At 70.0% G+C, this 20,044-nt stretch carries 23 protein-coding genes and 1 pseudogene; 13 read left to right on the top strand and 11 right to left on the bottom strand.

Translation table 11 applies throughout. The features are described 5' to 3' along the window. Window positions 1–661 precede the first annotated feature (661 nt). The 3 genes from QFZ64_RS02005 to QFZ64_RS01995 are packed head-to-tail and all read left to right on the top strand — an operon-like array spanning window position 662 to window position 3,049. Window positions 662–1,063, top strand: coding sequence for a hypothetical protein (locus QFZ64_RS02005; RefSeq protein ID WP_307061632.1), 402 nt, complete (start codon window positions 662–664; stop codon window positions 1,061–1,063). Further along, window positions 1,017–1,679 (top strand): response regulator transcription factor, encoded by a 663-nt coding sequence (locus QFZ64_RS02000; RefSeq protein WP_307061630.1) that lies wholly within the window; start codon window positions 1,017–1,019, stop codon window positions 1,677–1,679. The genes QFZ64_RS02005 and QFZ64_RS02000 overlap by 47 nt, the downstream gene beginning before the upstream one ends. After that, a complete protein-coding gene (locus QFZ64_RS01995; RefSeq protein WP_307061628.1) occupies window positions 1,676–3,049 on the top strand; it encodes a sensor histidine kinase KdpD in 1,374 nt (457 codons plus the stop codon). Before QFZ64_RS02000 ends, QFZ64_RS01995 begins: the two co-directional genes overlap by 4 nt. Window positions 3,050–3,055: 6 nt before the next feature. On the opposite strand, the gene QFZ64_RS01990 is transcribed toward QFZ64_RS01995, so the two are convergent. Next, complete coding sequence (locus QFZ64_RS01990; protein ID WP_307061626.1) at window positions 3,056–3,964, bottom strand: hypothetical protein; 909 nt, start codon at window positions 3,962–3,964, stop codon at window positions 3,056–3,058. A 233-nt stretch (window positions 3,965–4,197) separates the two neighbouring features. Here QFZ64_RS01990 and QFZ64_RS01985 point away from each other — a divergent pair. The 4 genes and pseudogenes from QFZ64_RS01985 to QFZ64_RS01970 all read left to right on the top strand — a co-directional run. Beyond that, a pseudogene (locus QFZ64_RS01985) lies at window positions 4,198–4,524 on the top strand (transposase family protein); the annotation flags it as partial. Window positions 4,525–4,667: 143 nt separating this feature from the next. Continuing rightward, on the top strand, window positions 4,668–6,653 hold the full coding sequence (locus QFZ64_RS01980; RefSeq protein WP_307061624.1) for an APC family permease: 1,986 nt from the start codon (window positions 4,668–4,670) through the stop codon (window positions 6,651–6,653). A gap of 11 nt (window positions 6,654–6,664) precedes the next feature. Beyond that, entirely contained in the window at window positions 6,665–8,077 is a 1,413-nt protein-coding gene (locus tag QFZ64_RS01975; protein ID WP_307061622.1) for an ATP-binding protein, read from the top strand. Beyond that, window positions 8,074–8,760 (top strand): response regulator, encoded by a 687-nt coding sequence (locus QFZ64_RS01970; RefSeq protein WP_307061620.1) that lies wholly within the window; start codon window positions 8,074–8,076, stop codon window positions 8,758–8,760. Before QFZ64_RS01975 ends, QFZ64_RS01970 begins: the two co-directional genes overlap by 4 nt. A gap of 108 nt (window positions 8,761–8,868) precedes the next feature. Here the strand turns inward: QFZ64_RS01970 and QFZ64_RS01965 are convergent, their stop codons facing one another. Both QFZ64_RS01965 and QFZ64_RS01960 read right to left on the bottom strand, forming a co-directional pair. After that, the gene (locus tag QFZ64_RS01965) at window positions 8,869–9,072 is read right to left on the bottom strand and encodes a DUF6300 family protein (RefSeq protein ID WP_307061618.1); all 204 of its coding nucleotides are present in this window, start codon (window positions 9,070–9,072) and stop codon (window positions 8,869–8,871) included. Between the two features lie 89 nt (window positions 9,073–9,161). Continuing rightward, on the bottom strand, window positions 9,162–10,166 hold the full coding sequence (locus tag QFZ64_RS01960) for a zinc-binding dehydrogenase (protein ID WP_307061616.1): 1,005 nt from the start codon (window positions 10,164–10,166) through the stop codon (window positions 9,162–9,164). 17 nt (window positions 10,167–10,183) lie between these two features. Here QFZ64_RS01960 and QFZ64_RS01955 point away from each other — a divergent pair, with 17 nt between their 5' ends. Then, complete coding sequence (locus QFZ64_RS01955) at window positions 10,184–10,858, top strand: TetR family transcriptional regulator (protein ID WP_307061614.1); 675 nt, start codon at window positions 10,184–10,186, stop codon at window positions 10,856–10,858. A gap of 493 nt (window positions 10,859–11,351) precedes the next feature. Here QFZ64_RS01955 and QFZ64_RS01950 read toward each other — a convergent pair whose 3' ends face one another. The 4 genes from QFZ64_RS01950 to QFZ64_RS01935 all read right to left on the bottom strand — a co-directional run bounded on the left by QFZ64_RS01950 (window position 11,352) and on the right by QFZ64_RS01935 (window position 14,313). After that, complete coding sequence (locus tag QFZ64_RS01950; RefSeq protein WP_307061612.1) at window positions 11,352–11,705, bottom strand: hypothetical protein; 354 nt, start codon at window positions 11,703–11,705, stop codon at window positions 11,352–11,354. Further along, the gene (locus QFZ64_RS01945) at window positions 11,702–12,559 is read right to left on the bottom strand and encodes an alpha/beta fold hydrolase (RefSeq protein ID WP_307061611.1); all 858 of its coding nucleotides are present in this window, start codon (window positions 12,557–12,559) and stop codon (window positions 11,702–11,704) included. The genes QFZ64_RS01950 and QFZ64_RS01945 overlap by 4 nt, the downstream gene beginning before the upstream one ends. A gap of 81 nt (window positions 12,560–12,640) precedes the next feature. Then, the gene (locus QFZ64_RS01940) at window positions 12,641–13,549 is read right to left on the bottom strand and encodes an NAD-dependent epimerase/dehydratase family protein (RefSeq protein ID WP_307061609.1); all 909 of its coding nucleotides are present in this window, start codon (window positions 13,547–13,549) and stop codon (window positions 12,641–12,643) included. An 11-nt stretch (window positions 13,550–13,560) separates the two neighbouring features. After that, window positions 13,561–14,313, bottom strand: a complete 753-nt coding sequence (locus tag QFZ64_RS01935; protein ID WP_307061607.1) for an SDR family NAD(P)-dependent oxidoreductase — start codon at window positions 14,311–14,313, stop codon at window positions 13,561–13,563. Between the two features lie 142 nt (window positions 14,314–14,455). On the opposite strand from QFZ64_RS01935, the gene QFZ64_RS01930 reads away from it, so the two are divergent. Then, complete coding sequence (locus QFZ64_RS01930; protein WP_307061605.1) at window positions 14,456–14,953, top strand: MarR family winged helix-turn-helix transcriptional regulator; 498 nt, start codon at window positions 14,456–14,458, stop codon at window positions 14,951–14,953. 410 nt (window positions 14,954–15,363) lie between these two features. Here the strand turns inward: QFZ64_RS01930 and QFZ64_RS01925 are convergent, their stop codons facing one another. Next, window positions 15,364–15,969: a TetR/AcrR family transcriptional regulator gene (locus QFZ64_RS01925; RefSeq protein WP_307061603.1), complete on the bottom strand. Its 606-nt coding sequence runs from the start codon at window positions 15,967–15,969 to the stop codon at window positions 15,364–15,366. An 88-nt stretch (window positions 15,970–16,057) separates the two neighbouring features. On the opposite strand from QFZ64_RS01925, the gene QFZ64_RS01920 reads away from it, so the two are divergent. The 4 genes from QFZ64_RS01920 (at window position 16,058) to QFZ64_RS01905 (ending at window position 17,934) form a co-directional block, all read left to right on the top strand. Next, window positions 16,058–16,483 (top strand): nuclear transport factor 2 family protein, encoded by a 426-nt coding sequence (locus QFZ64_RS01920; protein WP_307061601.1) that lies wholly within the window; start codon window positions 16,058–16,060, stop codon window positions 16,481–16,483. After that, a complete protein-coding gene (locus QFZ64_RS01915) occupies window positions 16,480–17,328 on the top strand; it encodes an NAD(P)H-binding protein (protein ID WP_307061598.1) in 849 nt (282 codons plus the stop codon). The genes QFZ64_RS01920 and QFZ64_RS01915 overlap by 4 nt, the downstream gene beginning before the upstream one ends. Continuing rightward, a complete protein-coding gene (locus tag QFZ64_RS01910) occupies window positions 17,316–17,459 on the top strand; it encodes a hypothetical protein (protein ID WP_307061597.1) in 144 nt (47 codons plus the stop codon). The genes QFZ64_RS01915 and QFZ64_RS01910 overlap by 13 nt, the downstream gene beginning before the upstream one ends. A 139-nt stretch (window positions 17,460–17,598) precedes the next feature. After that, complete coding sequence (locus QFZ64_RS01905; RefSeq protein ID WP_307061595.1) at window positions 17,599–17,934, top strand: hypothetical protein; 336 nt, start codon at window positions 17,599–17,601, stop codon at window positions 17,932–17,934. A 534-nt stretch (window positions 17,935–18,468) separates the two neighbouring features. On the opposite strand, the gene QFZ64_RS01900 is transcribed toward QFZ64_RS01905, so the two are convergent. The 3 genes from QFZ64_RS01900 to QFZ64_RS01890 are packed head-to-tail and all read right to left on the bottom strand — an operon-like array spanning window position 18,469 to window position 20,035. Further along, on the bottom strand, window positions 18,469–18,888 hold the full coding sequence (locus QFZ64_RS01900; protein WP_307061593.1) for an arsenate reductase ArsC: 420 nt from the start codon (window positions 18,886–18,888) through the stop codon (window positions 18,469–18,471). After that, window positions 18,885–19,661 carry an aquaporin gene (locus QFZ64_RS01895; protein ID WP_307061591.1) on the bottom strand — a complete coding sequence of 259 codons (777 nt, stop codon included), beginning with the start codon at window positions 19,659–19,661 and terminating at the stop codon, window positions 18,885–18,887. The genes QFZ64_RS01900 and QFZ64_RS01895 overlap by 4 nt, the downstream gene beginning before the upstream one ends. Beyond that, a complete protein-coding gene (locus QFZ64_RS01890) occupies window positions 19,658–20,035 on the bottom strand; it encodes a helix-turn-helix transcriptional regulator (RefSeq protein ID WP_307061589.1) in 378 nt (125 codons plus the stop codon). Before QFZ64_RS01890 ends, QFZ64_RS01895 begins: the two co-directional genes overlap by 4 nt. Between the last annotated feature and the right edge of the window lie 9 nt (window positions 20,036–20,044).

Genomic DNA, 20,044 nt, shown 5'->3' with positions numbered 1-20,044 from the left:
GACAGTTCGAGTTGGTCTTCCTCCGAGGTGTCGTCAGGCCGCGTGGACATAGGGTGAGACTTTCGACGAGGCGGCAGGGGGAAGCGTCGTGGAGGCCACCGTTCAGTGGATGCGGACGTCCTGGACAAAGCGGCCTCGGGGAGGAGAGGCTGCGGCCCGCGGGAACGCCGTCCCGGTCGGCTTTCGGGTCCCGCCGATGACGCCCGGGGTCGCGCACGTGGTCCGTATGCATGAGTGCCACGGCTTCGATCCTTTTGACAGCCAGGACGACCTGCGCAAGGTCGACGTCCAGCTCCGAGAGGACGACGGTCGGCTGCGAGTTCTCCCCCAGGTCCCAGGAACCGGCCGACGTAGCGAACCGTGCAGATCTGCACCGCCACGTCGACGGAGGGCAGGACCTTCACGCCCGCCGCTCAGTGATCTCACCGAGTGGCTTTTCCCCCCTCAGCCTCCGCTCGGCGGTGCTGCGATGCGGGCGGGCGGCCTCTGTCCGGCAACGGGCTGGTCCACGATCACCAGGACGGTGCCGCCCGCTCGCGGTGCCGTGGGAGGTCGTGGAGTACCTGGCGGGGCAGCTCGGTATGACCGCCGTGCGGCGGTGGTCGCGATCGGTGGGCCGGTGGATCGGCTCCGGCCGTCTGCGCCCGCTGGTGACGGCCTCATGAACCGGCGCGACGCCGCCTACCTGGCCGGCACCATCGGTCTCGGCGCCCTCATGGCATTCGGCATCCTCACCTGGCTGGTGAGCGGCCGGAACAGCGCCCCACTGTGGGCGGACGACGGCTTCCTGACCTGGTCGCTCGGCCATCGCCCGGACGTGACGACGGCGCCGGCCCGAGAGGTGACCGACACCGGCACCGGCGCCGTCCCCTATGTCCTCGCGGCGCCCGACGTCATCGGGGGCCGGCGGTTCGCGACCGGATGGCTCGGAGTGTGCTTGTACGGGGTGGCCCGGTGGCTCCCGGCATCGTTCGTCCCGAGCCCACCCCCTACGTCCGAAGATCCAACGGAGGACCATGCGCCACAAGATCCTGGTCGTCGAGGACGATCACGCCCTGCGTGACGTGCTCCGCCGCGGCCTGCTCGACGAGGACTTCGAGCCGGTGCTCGCCGCCGACGGCGCCACCGCCCTGAAGCTGGCCACCGACAGCATCTCCGCTGTCGTCCTGGACGTGGGGCTCCCCGACGCGGACGGACGGGACGTCTGCCAGGCGCTGCGCGCCAACGGTTTCGCCGCCCCGATCATCTTCCTGACGGCCCGCCACCACCTCACCGACCGGCTGTCCGGGTTCTCCGCCGGGGCCGACGACTACCTGCCCAAGCCATTCCACCTCGCCGAACTCGTCGCCCGGCTGCGAGCAGCACTCAAACGCTCCGGGCCCCCAGCCATGGCCACCTCCGGGGATCTGGTCCTGGACCCGACCCGGCACAGTGCGAGGGCCGGCGAAGCCGACGTCGACCTGTCGCCGACGGAGTTCCGGCTGCTGGCCACGCTCGTCGCCGCGGGCGGCGCCCTCGTGAGCCGACGCGACCTGGTGAGAGCCGCCTGGCCGGACGGCGCACAGGTCAGCGACAACACCCTCGATCAGTACCTGAGCCGGCTGCGCCGCAAGCTGCGCGAGGCCGACAGCGACCTGAGCCTCACGACGGCACGCGGGATCGGACACCGCCTGTCATGAACCGTCTCCCGCGCCGCCTGACTCCCCGCACACTGCGCGGCCGGCTCTCCCTCGTGGCACTGACCACCGCCGCGCTGCTGATGACCGTACTGACGGTGACGTTCAACACCGTGATGGACCGGCACCTGCAACACCAGGCGGACGACCAACTGCGCAACCGTGCCGCAGCCGTCGAAACGACCATCGACACCAGCGGCCGACGGGTGCAGGTCCTGGAGACCGTCAACGACCGCCTCCTCGACGCCAACGCGTGGATCTACGCCGGGACACGGCTGCTGGAGCAGCCGCCCGCCACCACGGCCGGCAGCACGCTGACCCGGGCCGCCAACCGGCTCGCCGCACAGGGCGAGCGCGCCTGCTCGACCGTCGACGCTCAGAGCCCACACGCCGTGCGCCTGTGCTCGGATCTCGTGGGCGGCCGTCACGGCGCCACCGTGGTCACGGCCCTGGACCTCGAGCCCTACCGGAATTCGGCCGACACCCTGCTGCTGGGTTCCCTGATCCTGGACGCCGTCATGCTCGCGTGCACCTACGCGCTGACGCGTCTGGCCGTCGGACGGGCGCTGCGCCCCGTACGCGCCATGACCGAACAGGCCACCCAGTGGAGCGCCGTCGGTTCCGACGAACGCTTCAGCGCCGAGAGCCATCCAGCCGAACTCGCCCGTCTGGGCTCCTCGTTGGACACTCTGCTGGACCGTATACGCACCGTGCTGCGCCACGAGCAGCAGCTGACCGGCGAACTGTCCCACGAACTGCGCACCCCGCTCACCCGGATCGTCATCGAACTGGACTGGTGGCAGGCGCGCCCACGCACCGCCGCCGAGACCCGCGCCACCCATGGAGTGATCGCCGAAGCGGCCCAGTCCATGCGCACCATCTGCGACACACTGCTCGACGATGCCCGGGACAGAGCTCAGAACACCTCGGTGGCCCCTGGCACCACCAGCGTCGTGCCGGTCCTGCACCGGCTGGTCGAGAGCCTCGACGCCCGGGATCATGTGAAAATCCTCGTCGACGTGACCGATCCAGGACAGCAGGCGGGAGTCGCGCCCGCTCTCCTTGAACGCATCGTCAGCCCGCTGCTGACCAACGCGGTCCGCTACGCCCGCGCCACGGTGACCGTGTCCGCGCGGCAGCTGCCCGGCAGCGTGCGTATCGACGTCACCGACGACGGCCCCGGCGTCCCGGCATCGTTCGTCGACGACCTCTTCCAGCCCGGCCGCCGCGCCGACTCCGGCGACGGGCACGACGGCGCGGGTCTCGGGCTGTCGCTCGCACGGCGCCTGGCCCGCGCCGTCGGCGGCGAGGTGTCCCACGATCCCGGTTACGCCTCCGGAGCACGCTTCCGGGTCGACCTGCCTGTCGGGTGACCGGACTCAGTCGGCCTGCTGTGCGACCGGCTCCCGTTCCGTCGGCCGCGACGTGGTGGTCCGGCGTTCTCGGACCTGCGCGTAGGCCACCAGAGCGAGCAGGACGGCCAGCAGTACGGCCGAGGATCCTGCGGTGCCGAGGTCCAGGCCGCCCTTGGCGACCGGCTTGGTCAGGAAGTCACCCGCCGTGGCACCCAGCGGACGGGTCAGGACGAAGGCGATCCAGAACAGCAGCACGTTCGGCACCACCGGCGCCTTCATCAGGGCGACGAGCACGGCGAGCGCCCCGCTCACGAGCAGCGCGCCTCCGGCGTAACCCAGCCCGGAGCTGTCGGACAGGAAGTCGCCCATGGACGTGCCAAGGGTGTTGGAGACGAGGATCGCCGACCAGAACAGGGCCTCGCCGCGGAAGGTGACGATGTCGCGGATCTGGAAGGTCATCCCGGTGGCCTTCCAGACGGCGAAGACGACCAGCAGGATCGAGATGAGGATCGCCGCACCGGTGGGGTAGCCAAGGCCCAGGCCCTGCGGTCCCCAGCCGAGCGAAGTGGCGCCGCCGGAAAGGAACTTGGTGCTCGCGTCGCGGTTCATGAAGTCGGACATCGTGGTGCCGGCCATGCTGGTCGAGAGGATCACGGTCCAGTAGAAGAACGGGTTGTAGCGGCTCGACCTCAGCTGGATGACCAGCGTCACCACGAAGAGCAGGAACAGGGCGATCGTGGTCAGGAAGTAGCCCAGTCTCAAGGTCTGGGCGAAGAGGTCCCCGGCCGTCTCGCCAAGAGTGGTCGCGGCGACCTTCATGATCCAAAACGCCAGAGTGACCTCGGGAAGTTTCTTCATCACCGACTTGGTCGCGCTCGCGACCTCCAGATCGGTGAAAATTTCCGGTTGCTGCACGGTGGGGAAGCTCCGCATCGGTCGTACGGCAGAACACCTGCCCAGCGATAGGGCAGGCACCCTGTGTCATGGGCAGGCAACCCTCTGGAGTGATCGCCCAAACCGATCTTGGCAGCGTCGGCCTGAACGCATCCTGAACGCCTGCCGCGCCTGGTCTGTCCGACGAGTGGGTCTGCTCCGTAGTCGGTGGTGACGACGAGTGCCCGCCTGTGGTCATGAGCGTGCATGAGGCGAACGGGCCTGTAGGAACGGTGTTTTCGGGGTTGTCGGCGTTGGTTGTCGAGGATGTGGCGGACGGTGGCGAGATAGTCCGGGCCACGGCTCGGACCCGGGGTGTTCCCGTTCCCTGTCCGGTGGGCGGGGTCGTAACGGGGAGGGTCCACGGGTATCACGGCCGGACGGTCCGGGATGTTCCGGTCGACGGCCGGCAGGTCGTGGTCCGGGTGAGGCTACGACGGCTGGTCTGTCCCGTCCTGGGCTGCGGGCGGCAGACCTTCCGAGAGCAGGTTCCCGGGCTTCTGGAGCGCCATCAGCGTCGCACCACACGTCTGACCGGTCAGCTCTCCGAGCTGGTCAAGGTGAGCTGACCCCGGTTTCGTGGAGTACCTGAAGCCGGGCTTACTGGATGATCACGCCAAGACGGCGTGAAGATCGCCAGTAGCGGCGTCAAGAACGCGCGAAGAATCGGGCGCTGCTTCGAAGGGCGCGTTGGCTGCCGGTTGTGTCGATATCGTTCAAGCGCCTGATCGTGGGCCGTCCGCTCAGCAGTGACCGCCTGGGTGAGCAGATGTTGCCCAAGCGGATCGCCCTGCCGGTTTTTGCCAGTGACCCGTTGTCGTCGGTGGCGTACGCGACGCAGGAGATCCTGCTGGTGCTGACGCTGGGCGGGCTGGCCTATCTGCACCTGGCGCCGTGGGTGGCGGCCGCGGTGGTGGTGCTGCTGGCGGTGGTGGTGCTGTCCTACCGGCAGGTGGTGCAGGCCTACCCCTCCGGCGGCGGCTCGTACGAAGTGGCCACCCGCAACCTGGGGCCCTGGGCGGGACTGGTGGTGGCCTCGGCGTTGCTCGTGGACTACGTGATGACGGTGGCCGTGTCGGTAGCGGCCGGCGTGGACAACATCATTTCCGCAGTGCCGGCACTGGACCCGTACAGGGTCGCGGTGAACCTGGGGTTCGTGGCGCTGTTGACCGCTATGAATCTGCGCGGGGTCCGCGAGTCGGGGCGGATGTTCGCGGTGCCGACCTATCTGTTCATCGCCGGCGTCCTGGCGATGGTCATGACCGGGCTGCTGCAGACATCCTTCGGCCATGCGCCGGTGGCCGAGAGCGCTGGCTGGCAGGTCCGCGCCGAGCCAGGACACGTGGGGCTGACCGGGATGGCACTGATGCTGCTGGCGCTGCGGGCGTTCTCCTCCGGCTGCACGGCACTGACCGGTGCGGAGGCGATCTCCAACGGAGTGCCGGCCTTCAGACCCCCCAAGGCACGCAGCGCGGCCACCACCATGGCGGTGATGGGCGGGCTGTCGATCACCATGTTCGCCGGGATCACCGCACTGGCCATGATCAGCCACGTGCACTACGTGGACGACGCCTGCCAGCTGGTCGGATTCCCCGGAGACTGTGCCACCGGCTCGCAGCGCACGGTGATCGCGCAGATTGCCGCAGCCGTGTTCGGCGGCACGCACTCGGTGATGTTCTTCTACATCCAGGCCACGACCGCATTGATTCTTATCCTGGCGGCCAACACCGCCTTCAACGGCTTCCCGCTGCTGTCGGCGATCCTGGCCGAGCACCGCTACCTGCCCCGGCAGCTGCACACCCGCGGGGACCGGCTGGCGTTCTCCAACGGCATCATCATCCTCGCCGTGGTCGCCGGAACCCTGATCTACGCCTTCCAGGGGTCGGTGACCCGTCTGATCCAGCTCTACATCCTGGGCGTGTTCACCTCCTTCACCCTCTCCCAGACCGGAATGGTCCGGCACTGGAACCGTGAACTGGCGAGTGTGGCCGATCCGGGGCAGCGCCGACGAATCCACCGCTCAAGGGTGATCAACGCGGTGGGCGCGTGCCTGACCGCGCTGGTGCTGGTAGTGGTCCTGGTCACGAAGTTCAGTCACGGCGCCTATCTGGTGGTGATCGCCATGCCGGTGCTGTACGCGATGATGCGGGGCATCCGCCGCCACTACGACCGGGTGGCGCGTGAGCTGCATCCGCAGCCGGGCGGCATCGTGCTGCCCAGCCGCACCCACGCGGTGGTGCTGGTCTCCCATCTGCATCAGCCCACCCTTCGCGCGCTGGGCTACGCCAAGGCCACCCACCCGGACTCCCTCAGCGCACTGACCGTCAAGATCAGCGACGAGGAGGTCAGTGCCCTGCGCGCCGAGTGGGACGAGCGCCAGATCCCGGTTCCGCTGACGGTGATGGCCTCCCCGTACCGGGACATCACCGGCTCGGTGCTGGAGTACATCGCCGGCCTGCACCGTGAGCACCCCCAGGACCTGATCGCGGTGTACATCCCCGAGTACGTGGTCGGCCACTGGTGGGAGCAGCTGCTGCACAATCAGTCCGCGCTGCGGCTGAAGACCCGGCTGTTGTTCCAGCGCGGGGTGATGGTGACCAGCGTGCCGTGGCAGCTGGACTCCAGTGACCGCGTGGCCGCGCAGCAGCCGTACCCGGCCTCGCCTGGCGCGGGGTCGAAGGTCGGTTAGCGTTTTGAATCATGAAGGGCTTGGATCTGCCGCACGAGGGTCGGCGTCGCCGCTGGAGCACGGGGCGTCGGCTGGCTGCGGCCGGCGCCTCCGCAGCGGGCCTGACTGTCCTGACCACGACTCTGGTGCCCGTGAGGGACTCGCTGTCGCTCGCGAGCATCGTGCTGCTCTACCTCACCGCGGTGGTCATCGTGGCCGCCACCGGCGGACTGCGCCTCGCACTGGCCGCCGCAGTGGCCTCCGACCTGCTGGTCAACTTCTTCTTCGTCCCACCCTTCCACACCCTGACGGTGGAGAACCGCGACCTGGTCATCACCCTGGCCGTCTACGTGGTGGTCGCCACCACCATCAGCGTCGCGGTCGACCTGGCCGCCCGGCAACGCGCCGCCGCCGCCCGCAGCGGCGTCGAGGCCGCCCTGCTGGCCCGGATCACCGAGGCGCCGCTGGAGGAACGGCCGCTGACCGCAGTACTGGAGCATGTCCGGGACACCTTCGGCATGACCGGCGCCGCGCTGCTGGAACGCGACGCCGACGGCGAACGCCCGGTCGCCGTCGTCGGCGAGCCGCCGTCAGCTCATCCGACGCTGTCCGCACCGGCCGGGGAGCACCTGCGGCTGGTGGCCGACGGCCCGGCCCTCTTCGCCGCCGACCAGCGCTTCCTCACCCTGCTGGCCACCGGCGCCGCCCGCGCGCTGCAGGCCGAGCGCCTCGCCGCCCAAGCGGCCCGCGCGCGGGAGCTGACCGAGATCGACAAACTGCGGGCCGCGCTGCTGGCCGCCGTCGGTCACGACCTGCGCACCCCGCTCGCCGGCATCAAGGCATGCGTGTCCAGCCTGCGCGAGCCCGACCTGGAACTCACCGACGCCCAGCAGGCCGAACTCCTGGCCACCGTGGACGCCTCCGCCGACAAGATGAGCGACCTGGTGGAAAACCTCCTCGCGCTCAGCCGTCTGCAAGCCGGCGCCCTCAGCGTGCACCCCCGCGCCACCGCCGTGGACGAGATCACCGCCGTGGCCCTCCTGCACACCCCGCTACCCCCCGGACGCGCCGTCGACATCGACGTCCCCGACGACCTGCCGCCCGCCTGGGCCGACCCCGGCCTGCTGGAACGCGTCGTCGCCAACCTGGTCGCCAACGCACTCCAGGCCGGACCGCCCGGCCGGCCCGTCCACGTGCACGCCCGCCAAGAAGGAGAAGTGATCAGCCTGCAGGTCACCGACCACGGCCCGGGCGTCCCCGCCGACGAGCGGGAACTCATCTTCGCCCCCTTCCAGCGCCTGGACGACCACACCACCCATCACGGCCTCGGCCTGGGGTTGGCCATCGCCCGCGGATTCACCGAGGCCATGAACGGGACCCTGATCCCCACCGACACCCCCAGCGGCGGCCTGACCATGACCCTCACCCTCCCCACAGCACCGTGACCTGCATCCTCATCGTCGACGACGACCCCCACCTGCTGCGCGCCCTGACCATCGCCCTGACCGCCCGCGGCTACCAGACCGACGCGGCGCCCAACGCCACCACCGCTCTGGAGGCAGCCGCCACCGCAGCCCCCGACCTTGCTGTCATCGACCTCGGGCTGCCCGACCTTGACGGCATCAACATCGTCGAAAGCCTCCGCGGCTGGTCCACCGCTCCGATCATCGTCCTGTCCGCCCGTCACGACGAGACCGCCAAGATCAACGCCCTGGATGCCGGCGCCGACGATTACGTCACCAAACCCTTCGGCATGGGCGAACTCCTCGCCCGCATCCGCGCCGCCCTGCGCCGCGCCACCCCCGCCGACGAACAGCCCGTGATCACCACAGCGGCCTTCACCATCGACCTCGCCGTCAAGCGCGTCACCACCGCAGCCGGCGAAATCCGCCTCACTCCCACCGAATGGCATCTGCTGGAGATTCTCGTCCGCAACCCCGGACGCCTGGTCACCCAACGCCAACTCCTCCAGGAGGTCTGGGGACCGCGCTATGAGAAGGAGACCAACTACCTGCGCGTTCACCTCGCCAACCTGCGCCGCAAGCTGGAACCAGAACCCTCCCGACCCTGCTACCTCATCACCGAGCCCGGCATCGGCTACCGCTTCACCCCCGACCCTCCCGCTTGATTCCGCGTTCGCTGTTCCGAGACCAACGATGGCCATACCCACGCCCTGGGCCCTGTCGACCGCCCGGGCTCCCTCGCTCCGGGCGGGCGCCGTATCACGCCAGGGCGTTCACGTCGGTCGGCAAGCAGAGTGCCGCGCAGCCATCGCTGGGGCCGCCGGGCGGTCCACGTCGCCGGTGTCGCACACCGGCCACAGCTCCAGGTGGATCGGCCGTCCGTGTTCGTCGTTCTGCGGCGCCACCCCGCACATGATGAGGTCGCCTCGGCACCGTGAACACCGCGGCAGCCGGTCGGAGAATTCCGACAACGCCATGGCCAGCCCCCCCTTGCTCCGGACGTGGCCCTCCGCGCAGGACCCGCTGATCTACGCCGTCAACCCCTCCCGCGACGGTGGGACAGCCCTTAGGGGTGCAGCGTGATCTTTCCGAAGACGGGAGCCGATTCGAGACGCTCGTGTGCGCGGTGAGCTTCGGCGAGCGGGAACTGTTCGTCAATGACCCCTCGGAGATCGCCCCGGGCAGCTTGATCGAACAGTGCGGCCGCCGCCACTCCGACCGTTTCAGGGCCAACAGAATTGAGACTGAAAGCGATCAGTGTTGGTGAGTTGTGGTAGCCGGCGAGGAAACTCTGGAAGGTATCCGGCTCTGGTACGCCCCCTGCGGACCCGACGAGCAAGTACCGGCCGTTGGGCCGCAAGCCCTCGATGTAGCGGCCGAGGTCCGCGCCCGCAACCGGGTCGACGACGACGTCGTAGCCCTCCCCCCTGCCGTCCACGCCTTCGCTGCGGTCCAGAACCCGCGCCACACCGAGTTCCCGCAGCCGATCCGCACGCTCCGGCGACGAAGTGATCGCGGTCACCTCGCCCTCAGCCAAGGTGGCCAACTGGGCGGCCATCAGCCCGATGCCCCCACCGGCACCCCTGACCAGCACCCGATCGCCCTTCTTGACGTTCGCCCTGTCCAGGCCCAAGCCCGCCACCAGTGCGTTGATGCCCAACGCGACCGCCTCGGCGGCGCTGACACCCGCCGGCAGGCGAACGAGGTCACGCTCGCCGACTTCGATTGCTTCGGCATAGGCTCCGCACTTCGTCAGCAGGAAGACCCGCTGACCGGTCCACCGCGCGTCCACTCCCTTCCCGACAGCGGCAACAGTGCCTGCCGCCTCCAGCCCCGGGACGAAGCCGGGTTCGGAGAGCGGCTGGTAGTCGCCCTTGCGAGCCATCACATCGACATAGCCGACCCCTGCGGCCTCCATCTTCACCACCACCCGCCCCAGCCCTGGGATGGGCTCGGCGTGATCGACGAGTGTGAGCACGTCGGAATCCCCGAACGACGGCACGATGACAGCCTTCATGAACACCATCCCAAAATTTGTCACTGAGTGGCAGACGCGTATCAGTGTCAGCATCTTGTTAGGGTGATCGCATGTCAACCGCCAGACTGAGGGCAGCGCCCGAAGCTCCCGCCGGGCTGCGAGAACGCAAGAAGCAGCAGACCCGGGATGCTCTCATCGACGCCGCCCTGCGCCTCTTCCAGGAACACGGCTTCGCCGAGACGACGCTGGACGAGGTCTGCGCCACGGTGGAGATCTCCAAAAGGACGTTCTTCCGCTACTTCGCCAGCAAGGAGGACGCCGTCCTGGCCCCCAGCCACGAACTGTGGCTGACCTTTCTGCGCGAAGTCGAGTCAGTCCCGTCCTCTGGCCGGCCTGTCTTCGCGATCCTGCAAGATGCCCTGCTCACCGCGCTCGACAAGATGACCGCCTCCCACTGGGCGGAACGCATGGCGGCCAGCCGGCGGCTTGCGGAGACCTCGCCCTCGATCACCGCACACAACCTGAGCTTCTGCGACCGCATCAGCGACCGAACCCGGCAGACACTGTCCACGCGGCTGACCCTGACCGACCCTGAAGACCTGCGCCCGCGCCTGGCCCAGGACCTCCTCGTCGCCGCGTTCCAATCCGCCGTGGAGCAGTGGGCGAAACAGCCGGGCGAGAAGACCCGCCCAGGCCTGCGCGCACGGCTGGAGAGCGCCCTCACCGCGGCGGCACAGGTCACCACCTACAGCGGCGACCCCACGCTCGGCGACGGACAGACATAGCGGTCGCGCAGACGGTGACCTGGGGAGTTCCGGCACGGGGCAAGCACCAGTCGCCCGCCGTCGAGCCACAGAGTCGCTGCACGTGGCCGACACGAGAGTCGTGGTCGATCTCCTGCCTCGTCGGCGCCTGCCCGTGGTCGGCGCCGTACGAACAGATCCAGGAGGACGACCGCGTTCGTCTGCCCGCGCAGCAGGCGGGCGTCGGAGCAGTCGAGGCCGGCCGCCGCACACCCCCGCTCGAAGATCTCGTACATCTCGGACTCGTCGAACCCGCCGGGAGCCGGCGCGGCGTGTGTCATGGGTCCGGGCTTGCCGACGGGCCGGGCCGCTGTCACATCCCTGCGGCGGGCAGGGCCAGGACCTCGCGCCGAACCGGGGACACGTTGCCACTGCGGTTGGACCAACTGGTCGGTGACCGGCCTCGGGCCGCCAGCGCGCCAGTCCGAGGCGTGCCGTCTCTGCGGCATGGGAGGCGGCTTCGATCAGCCCGAGTTCACCGGCGAGCGTCGAGGAGGCCGATCGTCTGCCGACGGGCCTTCCACATGGTGATGTGATCCGGACGGGGACGGGGACGGGCCGGTACGGGCCGGGAAGGGCTCGTTCGATCCTCGGCATGCATGCCGGGCTGGACTGGCCAGGGTGAGTACAGCTCCGTGAGGACCGCGGTCAGTCTGCTGATGTCGATCTTCCCGGACCGCTCGGCCGCTACGGCTTCACCGCCGGCGTCCCGGCTGGCGGCGTCCTGCGCCCGCTGCGCGCCCCGGACGCACCCGGGCCGGACGAGGGCGACGACGGGAGCGGGGATCGGTGAGTCACGGCCTTCGGCGTCGAAGGGCCGGAGGATCACGCGAGGAAGGTGGTCACCGTCTCGGTGAACCAGCTGGGGTCCTCTTCGGCGACGAAGTGTCCGGTCGGTGCGACGGCGCTGCGTACATCCTTGGCGTGGGGCCCCAGGGCCTGGGCGGTGCTGGTACCGGAACGGGTGGTGCCGATGGCCAGGACAGGCATGGGCAGCTTGCGCCGGGCGAGCAGGGCGCGGTTGTCGCGGCCGTCGTCAAGGAGGGTGCGGTAATGGGCGAACCCGCCGCGCAGCCGCTCGCGGCCGGTGTAGGCACGGGCGTAGTGGGCGAGGTCGGTGTCGGTGAAGGTGCCCGGGTTGGACATGGCGCTGAAGGTGGCGGTGAAGAACTCCAGCTCATGGCCGTCGAAGAGCATCTCCGGTATGTGCTCGGTCATGAAGAGGCCGAAGTGCCACATGCCGCCTTCGGCGACGTTCATCGCCTCTTCCAGGCCGAGGCCGGGCAGCAGGGCGTCGACCAGGACCAGTCGGGAGATGTCGTCGGGGTGGGAGGCGGCCCAGGCCAGGGCGACCATGGAGCCGATGTCGTGGCCGACCACCGCGACCGGTCCCGTCAGGTTCAGGGCGTCGAGAACGCCGCGCATGTCGTCGGCCTGGTCGGTCTTGGCGTAGCCGTTCTCGGGGCGTTCGCTCTCGCCGGTGCCGCGCAGGTCGGGGACGACGACGGTGTGGGTGCGGGCGAGTGCGGGCATGACGCGGGCCCAGGCGCGCGAGGTCTGGGGCCAGCCGTGCAGGAGGACCAGGATCGGTCCGCTGCCTCCGACCGCCACGGACAGGTGCGTGTCGTTGGTGGCTGTGCGCTGGAGGGTGTAGCCGTCGGGAAGCCAGTCGGTGCTGCTCACGGGTCGAAGCCTTTCGGGAAGGAGGAAGCCTGCGGGAGAGGGCTGCTGCCGCGGGCCCGAGGCCCCCGGCAACGGCGGGTGTCAGCCGGTGGGGACGGCCAGGTCGCGCAAGCGCTGGTCGCCGGTCATGGTGAGCATGTCGGTGTGCCGGGGTTGCCAGCCCAGTTCCCGCTGGGCGGCGGTGGCGCGGATACGGCTGGAGGCGGCCAGGACGAGGGCGCCGAACGGCCCCCACACCTGCTCGGCCTCCTCCGGGGTGACGCTGCGGGTCTTCACGCCGAGGTCTTCGGCGACCTTCTCCGCGATCCACCGGTTCGGGGTCTCACCGGCGACCGCGTGGTACAGGCCCCCTGCCCGGCCCTTGGCCAGAGCGAGGCTGAACAGGCGGGTCACGTCGTCGATGTGGACGTGGCTGTAGACGGCGAGCCCGTCGCCGACGTATGCGGCGGCGCCGAGCACGGCGACCGACTGGTAGATCATCGACATGTGTCCGTGGTCGCCGGGGCCCCAGATCTGGCCGGGGCGGACCACCATCGCGCGCACACCGTGAGCGGCGGAGGCCAGAACGGCGTCCTCGGCATCCTTGCGGAATCCGGCCAGTGGCTCGGTGGCGAAGGCGTCGTCCTCGGCGAAGACGTCCGGACTCCAGGCGCCTGCGGTGCGCTGCATCAGTACGCCGCTGCCGGACAGGAAGAGCAGCGTCTTGCCGGATCCCGCCAGCGCACGGGTCAGGTCGGCGACGGTGGCCGTTTCCTGTTCCGGGTCGGCCTGGGCGGCATAGATGACGGCGTCCGCGGCCGACGCGGCGTCGATCGCGGCCGGGCGGCGTGCGTCCAGGTCGGCTGCGACGGGGGTGATGCCCCGCTGCCGCAGGGCGGTGACAGCGGTATCGGTGCGGGCCAGGCCGGAGACGGTGTGTCCTTCGGCGGCCAGGTGGGGGGCGAGGCGGCCGCCGACGAAACCGGTGGCTCCGATGATGAAGACGTTCATGGGACTGCTCCTCAGGCGGGAAGGGCGCTTCGCTCGCCGCCGTCGGCGAAGAGCACGGCTCCATTGACGTACGAGCTGGCCGGGCCGACGAGGAAGGACACGATCTCGGCGATCTCCCGCGGGTCGCCGGCGCGGCCGCGGGCGTTGGTGGTGTCCAGGACGGCGATGTGCTCGCCGAGCATCGAGCGGGTGCCCTCGGTGTGGACCGGGCCCGGGGAGACGGTGTTGACGCGCACGCCGGCGGGCCCGTACTCGGTGGCCCAGTAGCGGGTGAGGATCTCCGCTCCGGCTTTGGAGGCGCCGTAGGCGGCGCCGACCGCGGCGGGCAGGCGGGCGGCGCTGGAGCCGACGAGGACGATCGATCCCTGTCCTCGGTCGGCCATACCCGGTGCGAGCGCCCCGACCAGGAGGAAGGGGGCGCGGGTGTTGACGGCGATGTGCCGGTCGAAGCTCGTGGCGTCCGTCGCGGCGGTCGGCGCGAACACGTACAGGCCCGCGTTGCTCACCAGGATGTCGACCCGGCCGGCCTCGGCGGCCAGGCGCAGCGTGTCCTGCGCGTCGGACAGGTCGGCGGCGAGGAAACGCGCCGTCGCGCCCTCGGCCGCCAACTCCTTCACCAGTGCCTCGCCGCGCGCCTGGTCGCGACCGTGCAGCACGACCGAAGCGCCCTGGCCGGCCAGGTTGCGGGCGATGGCCTTGCCGATCCCCGAGGTGGCTCCGGTCACCAGCGCCGTGCGGCCCTGCAGATCGTTTCTGCTGCTCATCGTGGGCATTTCCTTGCGATAGAGGGGTCCGGGCGATCAGCGCACGACGTGCGGTCGCTCCGGCTGCCCAATTCACTATGCATCCAAGATGTTCTGTTCGCAAGAACATCTTGGATGCATAGCATCGTGCTATGGTGCGGAGATGAGCGCATCGACGTCGGACACGCACCCCGGCGAGGACTCCCGGCCGACGCTGGACACGGACCTGGGCTGGGCGATCCGCATGGTCTCCTCGGCCTTCCGACGGGTCGCCACCGAATCGGTCGCCGACCTGCCCGGCGGCGCACGCGCCTACCTCGTCCTGGTCGCCCTCGCCGACGGAGAGCCCCCGTCCCAGCTCGCCCTCGCCAAGGCGGTCAGCCTCGACCGGACGGTCATGACGTACCTCCTCGACGACCTCGAAGCCCACCACCTCGTCACCCGCAGACCCGACCCCCGCGACCGCCGCGCACGCCAGGTCCTGCTCACCGACACCGGACGCACTCGCCTCGCCCAGGTCCGTGACAACCTCGCCGCCGCCGAGGCGGAACTGCTCGCCGACCTCGACGAACACGACGCCCACCACCTGCGCACCCTGCTGGCCCGCGTCGCCCGGACCGCGCAAAACTCGGCGGACGCTCCCGCGGACTCCGACTGCTGACGCCTTGCGCCGCGCGCCGAACCGGGTGTCGGCAAAGGACCGAATGACGACAGGCGCCCGCGCGTCCGATCGACCCCCGCTCCCCGGGGGGTACGGAACGGCTCTGATCCCATCGGATCCGACGGTCCTTGATGACGGGGTAAGGCGGCGGGCAAAGCGCGGGCAGCCCGGACGAGGCGCTGTCCGGCATCGTCGGTGATCAGTGCGACGGACAGGAGACGTCAGGTTGCGGTCGGGCTCGATCTGCCCGGCTCGTTCCGCGACGGTGAACAGCCGCACGCCGGACGCCATGAACTCTGACCCGGCACGACGCCGCTCGGATCGCGGCACTGCGGCTATTTGCTGATCCTGCTCGGGCAAGGGGTCGTTCGTGAGAGGCCCCGCTGGTCAAGGACTCACCCGGTCCTCGATCACTCGGCGGTCGTGCCTCGCGGTGGGCCGGAGGCCAGGACGCCGGTGACGAAGCTCGCCAACTGCGCCCGCATTCTTTCCCTCGGAATACGCTCTTCTGCGGCCAGGTGCTCGATGAGGTCGGCTCGTGTGGCGGCGAGCAGGGCGTGAGCGGTGAAGTCGCTGTCGGTCAGGCCGGGGATCTGCTCCAGCACGGCTCGGAGCAGGCGGTGCCACCGCTCGTAGTGTTCCGCCCGGTACGGGCTGCTGCTCCCGCTTTCCTCCAGGGCCAGCGCGAGGCGCCGGTTGTCGAGTTTGAAGCACAGGACGGCGTCGAGCAGGGCGGGCACGCGATCCTGCGGTGGGGTCGTGGGCCCCAGGGGCGGTGGGCCGGCTGCGATGGCCTCCCTGATCGGTTCGAGCCGTGTCTCGTACAGGGCGCGGAGCAGCCCGGCGCGATCACCGAAGGCCCGGAAGAGCGTGCCCTTGCCGACGCCGGCCGCTGCGGCGACGTCGGACATGGTGATGTCTTCGGGACTCCCACGGCGGGCGAAAAGGGTGTCGGCGGCCTCGAGTACGGCCACCTGGTTGCGGGCGGCGTCCTTGCGGGACCTGCGCTCCGGCATGCTGCTCCTCCATTTGCAAAACGGACCCGTGGTCCGTATCTTCGTCGAAGCGGACCTCAGGTCCGCATTCTAGAACTGGAGGATGCCCATGTCCGCACCGACTTCCCCGACGGATCTGTACCGCCACAGCCTGCGGCTGCTGCTCGACAAGGACATTCCCGCGTGGGTCGCTCTGTGGGCCGAGGACGGCCTCATGGAGTTCCCCTTCGCTCCCACCGGCTGGCCCCGGCGCCTGGAGGGCAAGGAGGCCGTCGCCGCCTACATGCGGCACTACCCCGACCACATCGACCTGCATGACTTCCCCGACCTGCGGATCCACCAGACCACCGATCCACAGACCATCGTGGTCGAGATGCGCGGTGTCGGCCGCCTGGTGGAGAGCGACGCTCCCTTCGACATGACCTACATCGCCGTCGTGACCGTCCGGGACGGGCACATCACCTCTTACCGCGACTACTGGAACCCCCTCGCCGTCCAGGAACCCGGCACCGGATTCACCGGGGGCAGCCGATGACCACCGCCGGCACCACTCTGGTCATCGGCGCCACCGGCACCACCGGCAGCCGCACCGCCGCACAGCTGACGGCCACGGGCCATCGCGTCAAAGCCGCCAGCCGCCGGGCCGCCCCGGTCGCCGGCGCCGAGCCGGTCGCTTTCGACTGGTACGACCCCGCCACCCACGCGGCCGTCCTGGACGGCATCGACCGCGTCTACCTCATACCGCCCCTGGGCGACTCCGACCCCGCGGCCACCATGCTGCCGTTCCTCCGTCAGGCACGCGCTGTCGGCGTGCACCGCGCGGTGCTGCTGAGCTCCTCGGCCATCCCCGAGGGCGGCGCGGCGGTGGGAGCGGTGCACCGGGCCCTGCCCGATCTCTTCGAACAGTGGGCGGTCCTGCGGCCCTCGTGGTTCATGCAGAACTTCACCGGCACGCACGCGCACGCCCACAGCATCCGCGACGAGAACATCATCCGGACCGCCACCGAAAGCGGCCGGGTCGGCTTCGTGGACGCCGAGGACATCGCGGCCGTCGCCGTGCGCGCTCTGACCGACGAACAAGCCCCCAACACCGATCTCGTCCTCACCGGACCCGAGGCACTCGGCCACGACGACATCGCCACGATCATCACCGAGGTCACCGGGCGGCCCGTGGCCCACCACCGCCTGTCCTACGAACAGATGCGCGACCGCCTCACGACGCAGGTGCCGGCGGAGTTCGCCGCGATGCTGGCCGGCATGGACCGTGCCATCGCCGAAGGGGCGGAGGACCGCATCACCGACACCGTCCAGCGCCTCACCGGTCGCCCCCCGCACACCTTCCGGGCCGTCCTCGAGAGGGAGATGCAATGCAGCAGCTGATGTTCCGGGACGATCAGCAGTTCTGGTTCGAGACCCTGCGTGATCTCGGCCCGGCCCTCCACGGTGGCTCGGACATCGGTGAAATCGTCGCCACCGCCTCCCAGGCCACCTCCGGCGACGCGGACTGCTGACACGACGCACGGCTGTCCACCGCCGAGCGTCTGGAGGCCGAAGCCCGCGCAAGCCGTCCCGTCAGCGCGCGGGACGGGCTGCTGCGCGCCTCCGTCCCACCGGTCCCCACCGCCGAGAGCCCCTTGGGCTGAGCCGCGCGTGTGGTCCAACGGCGTCCTGATCACCTCATCCCCTGCCGAGATCGACGGCGTCGCGGCCTGTCGGCCGCTGCGTCTGCGCAACGACGACGACGGCCAGGAGCTGAACGAGACGGCCGCGGCCTTCGCTGCCGGGCGAGGTCACGTCTTCGGCGTGACCGAGGGACTCGGCTGCAGGACCGCCCTGGCGTTCCTCCCCGACCACCCCGAGGAAGGCGTCGGCACGCTGACCCGGGTCCGCACCGGCGAAGGCCCGGACAGCGACCTCGTCTTCGAGCGGTCCGCAAAACGGCCGATGGGCCTGGAAAGCAGCGACCCAGCGATTCTCGGTCGCTGAGTCGCTGAGTCGCTGAAGAGAAACCGCAGCTCAGACAGGGTAAGGACGGGGGGAAAGCGACTGAAGCGACTCAACATGCGGGTACATGAGGGGTTCATGCGTGCGCGTGTGTGCGTCGTATAGAGGAGGCTTCAGTTGCTTCAGTCGCTGTTTTAGTTGCCTCACCCCTCTGACCTGCGGTTTTGTCGAGGACTGAAAACAGCGACTGAAACCCTCTCAGTGAGCTCTTTCCAACCTGCCGGCTGGGCCGGCCAGTTGGGCCGGCAGACGGGTGAAGCCCCTGACAGAGGGGCTTTCGACCAGAAAATCCGTCTCCAGGCTTCGCGATCCATGGCGGCGCGGACGCGGTCGCGGTCGTCTGCTGCTCCGCTCACGATGCGGTGTCCCTCAGTGTGATCCGGGTCCGTGCGTGAGTGCCGGCGATGCCGCGCAGCGACAGTGGCGTTCTGTTCGTCGATGCCGAGCTGGTGGATCTCCAGTACGGCAGCGGCGTGCTCGGGGTGCATCACCGCGACGCGTACGCGGTGGCCGTGCTCACGGTGTCACCTCGATGCCGAGCTCGGCGAGCAGGCCGCGGATGCGCCGCTCGATCTCGTCGCGGATCGGCCGGACGGCCTCGACTCCCCGACCGGCGGGATCGTCCAGCTTCCAGTCCAGGTACCGCTTGCCGGGGAAGTACGGGCAGGCGTCCCCGCAGCCCATCGTGATGACCACGTCCGAGGCCTGCACCGCCTCGACGGTGAGGACCTTCGGGATCTGCGCGGAGATGTCGATGCCCACCTCCTTCATGGCCTCCACGACGGCGGTGTTCACGGCGTCGGCGGGGGCGGAGCCGGCCGAGCGGACCTGAACCTTGTCCCCGGCGAGGTGGGTGAGGAAGGCGGCGGCCATCTGGGAGCGGCCGGCGTTGTGCACGCAGACGAACAGCACGGACGGGGTGGCGGGAGTGCTCATGGGGCAACGATGCTTTCTTCAGCAGGTCGGGAGGGGGTGGGGAGGTGCTGCTCGCCGTGCGGGACGGCGACCTCGTTCCCGGTCGCAGGCGCCGGGCGCCCGAAGGTGAGGGCGACCAGGGCCAGGCCCACGCCGGCGCCGGCGAGCTGGGCGGCGAGGAACGGGGCCACGGAGGCGGGGGCGATGCCGGCGAAGGTGTCGGTGAACGCCCGCCCGATGGTCACGGCCGGGTTGGCGAAGCTGGTGGAGGAGGTGAACCAGTAGGCGGCGCCGATGTAGGAGGCGACCGCCACCGGCGCCAGGTGCGCCCGGCCCACCCGGGCCAGCCCGAAGATCAGCCAGACCAGTCCCCCGGTGGCGATCACTTCGCCCAGCCACAGATGTCCGGCGGACCGGTCGTGCGTCGACCACCGCACCAGCGGCCGGGCGAACATGGCGTCGGCCAGGACCGCGCCGCCGATGGCGCCGGCGATCTGCGCGGGCACGTACACGGCCACCTCCCGCAGGCCGGGACCGTCGGCCGTACGGCGGCCGGTGAACCAGGCGGCGAGCGTCACGACGGGGTTGAAGTGCGCCCCGGAGACGGGGCCGAGCAGGGCGATGAGCACCCCCAGGCCGAAGACGGTCGCCAGGGAGTCGGCCAGCAGCTGCAGGCCCATGTCGCGGGTCGATTCAGTCGCCTGGATCCCGGAGCCGACCACCACGGCCACCAGCGCCGCCGTCCCGACGGCTTCGGCCGCCGCCCGCCGCGCCAGCGGCACCGGGGCGCTCACGCGGACGCCTTCGCGGGCACGGCAGGGGTATGCAGCAGAACGGACAGCTTCGCCAGGGCCTCGGGGAGGACCCAGTAGTACACCCAGGTCCCGCGCCGCTCGGAGCCGACCAGCCCGGCCTCGCGCAGCACCTTCAGGTGGTGGGAGATGGTCGGCTGGGAGACGTCGAACGGGCCGATCAGGTCGCACACGCATGCCTCCCCGCCCTCGTGGGAGGCGATCAGGGACAGCAGCCGCAGCCTGATGGGGTCCGACAGCGCCTTGAACATCCGCGACAGCTCGATGGCGTCCCCTTCGCCCAGCGGCTCGCGGACCATCGGGGCGCAGCACGCCGCGCCCTGGCCGAGCAGCGGCAGATCAGCTTGTTTCGACATGGCTCTATG

The organism is Streptomyces sp. B3I8, assembly GCF_030816915.1.
Classification (GTDB): Bacteria; Actinomycetota; Actinomycetes; order Streptomycetales; family Streptomycetaceae; genus Streptomyces.
The sequence above is the reverse complement of the archived record's forward strand: the minus strand, read 5'-3'. Positions and strand labels throughout refer to the sequence as shown.

Excerpts from the sequence above, each read along its gene's own strand:
- QFZ64_RS02005 (WP_307061632.1), top strand. The coding sequence starts at position 662 with ATGAACCGGCGCGACGCCGCCTACCTGGCCGGCACCATCGGTCTCGGC.
- QFZ64_RS02000 (WP_307061630.1), top strand. The coding sequence starts at position 1,017 with ATGCGCCACAAGATCCTGGTCGTCGAGGACGATCACGCCCTGCGTGAC.
- QFZ64_RS01995 (WP_307061628.1), top strand. The coding sequence starts at position 1,676 with ATGAACCGTCTCCCGCGCCGCCTGACTCCCCGCACACTGCGCGGCCGG.
- QFZ64_RS01990 (WP_307061626.1), bottom strand. The coding sequence starts at position 3,964 with ATGCGGAGCTTCCCCACCGTGCAGCAACCGGAAATTTTCACCGATCTG.
- QFZ64_RS01975 (WP_307061622.1), top strand. The coding sequence starts at position 6,665 with ATGAAGGGCTTGGATCTGCCGCACGAGGGTCGGCGTCGCCGCTGGAGC.
- QFZ64_RS01965 (WP_307061618.1), bottom strand. The coding sequence starts at position 9,072 with ATGGCGTTGTCGGAATTCTCCGACCGGCTGCCGCGGTGTTCACGGTGC.
- QFZ64_RS01960 (WP_307061616.1), bottom strand. The coding sequence starts at position 10,166 with ATGCTGACACTGATACGCGTCTGCCACTCAGTGACAAATTTTGGGATG.
- QFZ64_RS01955 (WP_307061614.1), top strand. The coding sequence starts at position 10,184 with ATGTCAACCGCCAGACTGAGGGCAGCGCCCGAAGCTCCCGCCGGGCTG.
- QFZ64_RS01940 (WP_307061609.1), bottom strand. The coding sequence starts at position 13,549 with ATGAACGTCTTCATCATCGGAGCCACCGGTTTCGTCGGCGGCCGCCTC.
- QFZ64_RS01935 (WP_307061607.1), bottom strand. The coding sequence starts at position 14,313 with ATGAGCAGCAGAAACGATCTGCAGGGCCGCACGGCGCTGGTGACCGGA.
- QFZ64_RS01930 (WP_307061605.1), top strand. The coding sequence starts at position 14,456 with ATGAGCGCATCGACGTCGGACACGCACCCCGGCGAGGACTCCCGGCCG.
- QFZ64_RS01925 (WP_307061603.1), bottom strand. The coding sequence starts at position 15,969 with ATGCCGGAGCGCAGGTCCCGCAAGGACGCCGCCCGCAACCAGGTGGCC.
- QFZ64_RS01920 (WP_307061601.1), top strand. The coding sequence starts at position 16,058 with ATGTCCGCACCGACTTCCCCGACGGATCTGTACCGCCACAGCCTGCGG.
- QFZ64_RS01915 (WP_307061598.1), top strand. The coding sequence starts at position 16,480 with ATGACCACCGCCGGCACCACTCTGGTCATCGGCGCCACCGGCACCACC.
- QFZ64_RS01910 (WP_307061597.1), top strand. The coding sequence starts at position 17,316 with ATGCAGCAGCTGATGTTCCGGGACGATCAGCAGTTCTGGTTCGAGACC.
- QFZ64_RS01900 (WP_307061593.1), bottom strand. The coding sequence starts at position 18,888 with ATGAGCACTCCCGCCACCCCGTCCGTGCTGTTCGTCTGCGTGCACAAC.
- QFZ64_RS01890 (WP_307061589.1), bottom strand. The coding sequence starts at position 20,035 with ATGTCGAAACAAGCTGATCTGCCGCTGCTCGGCCAGGGCGCGGCGTGC.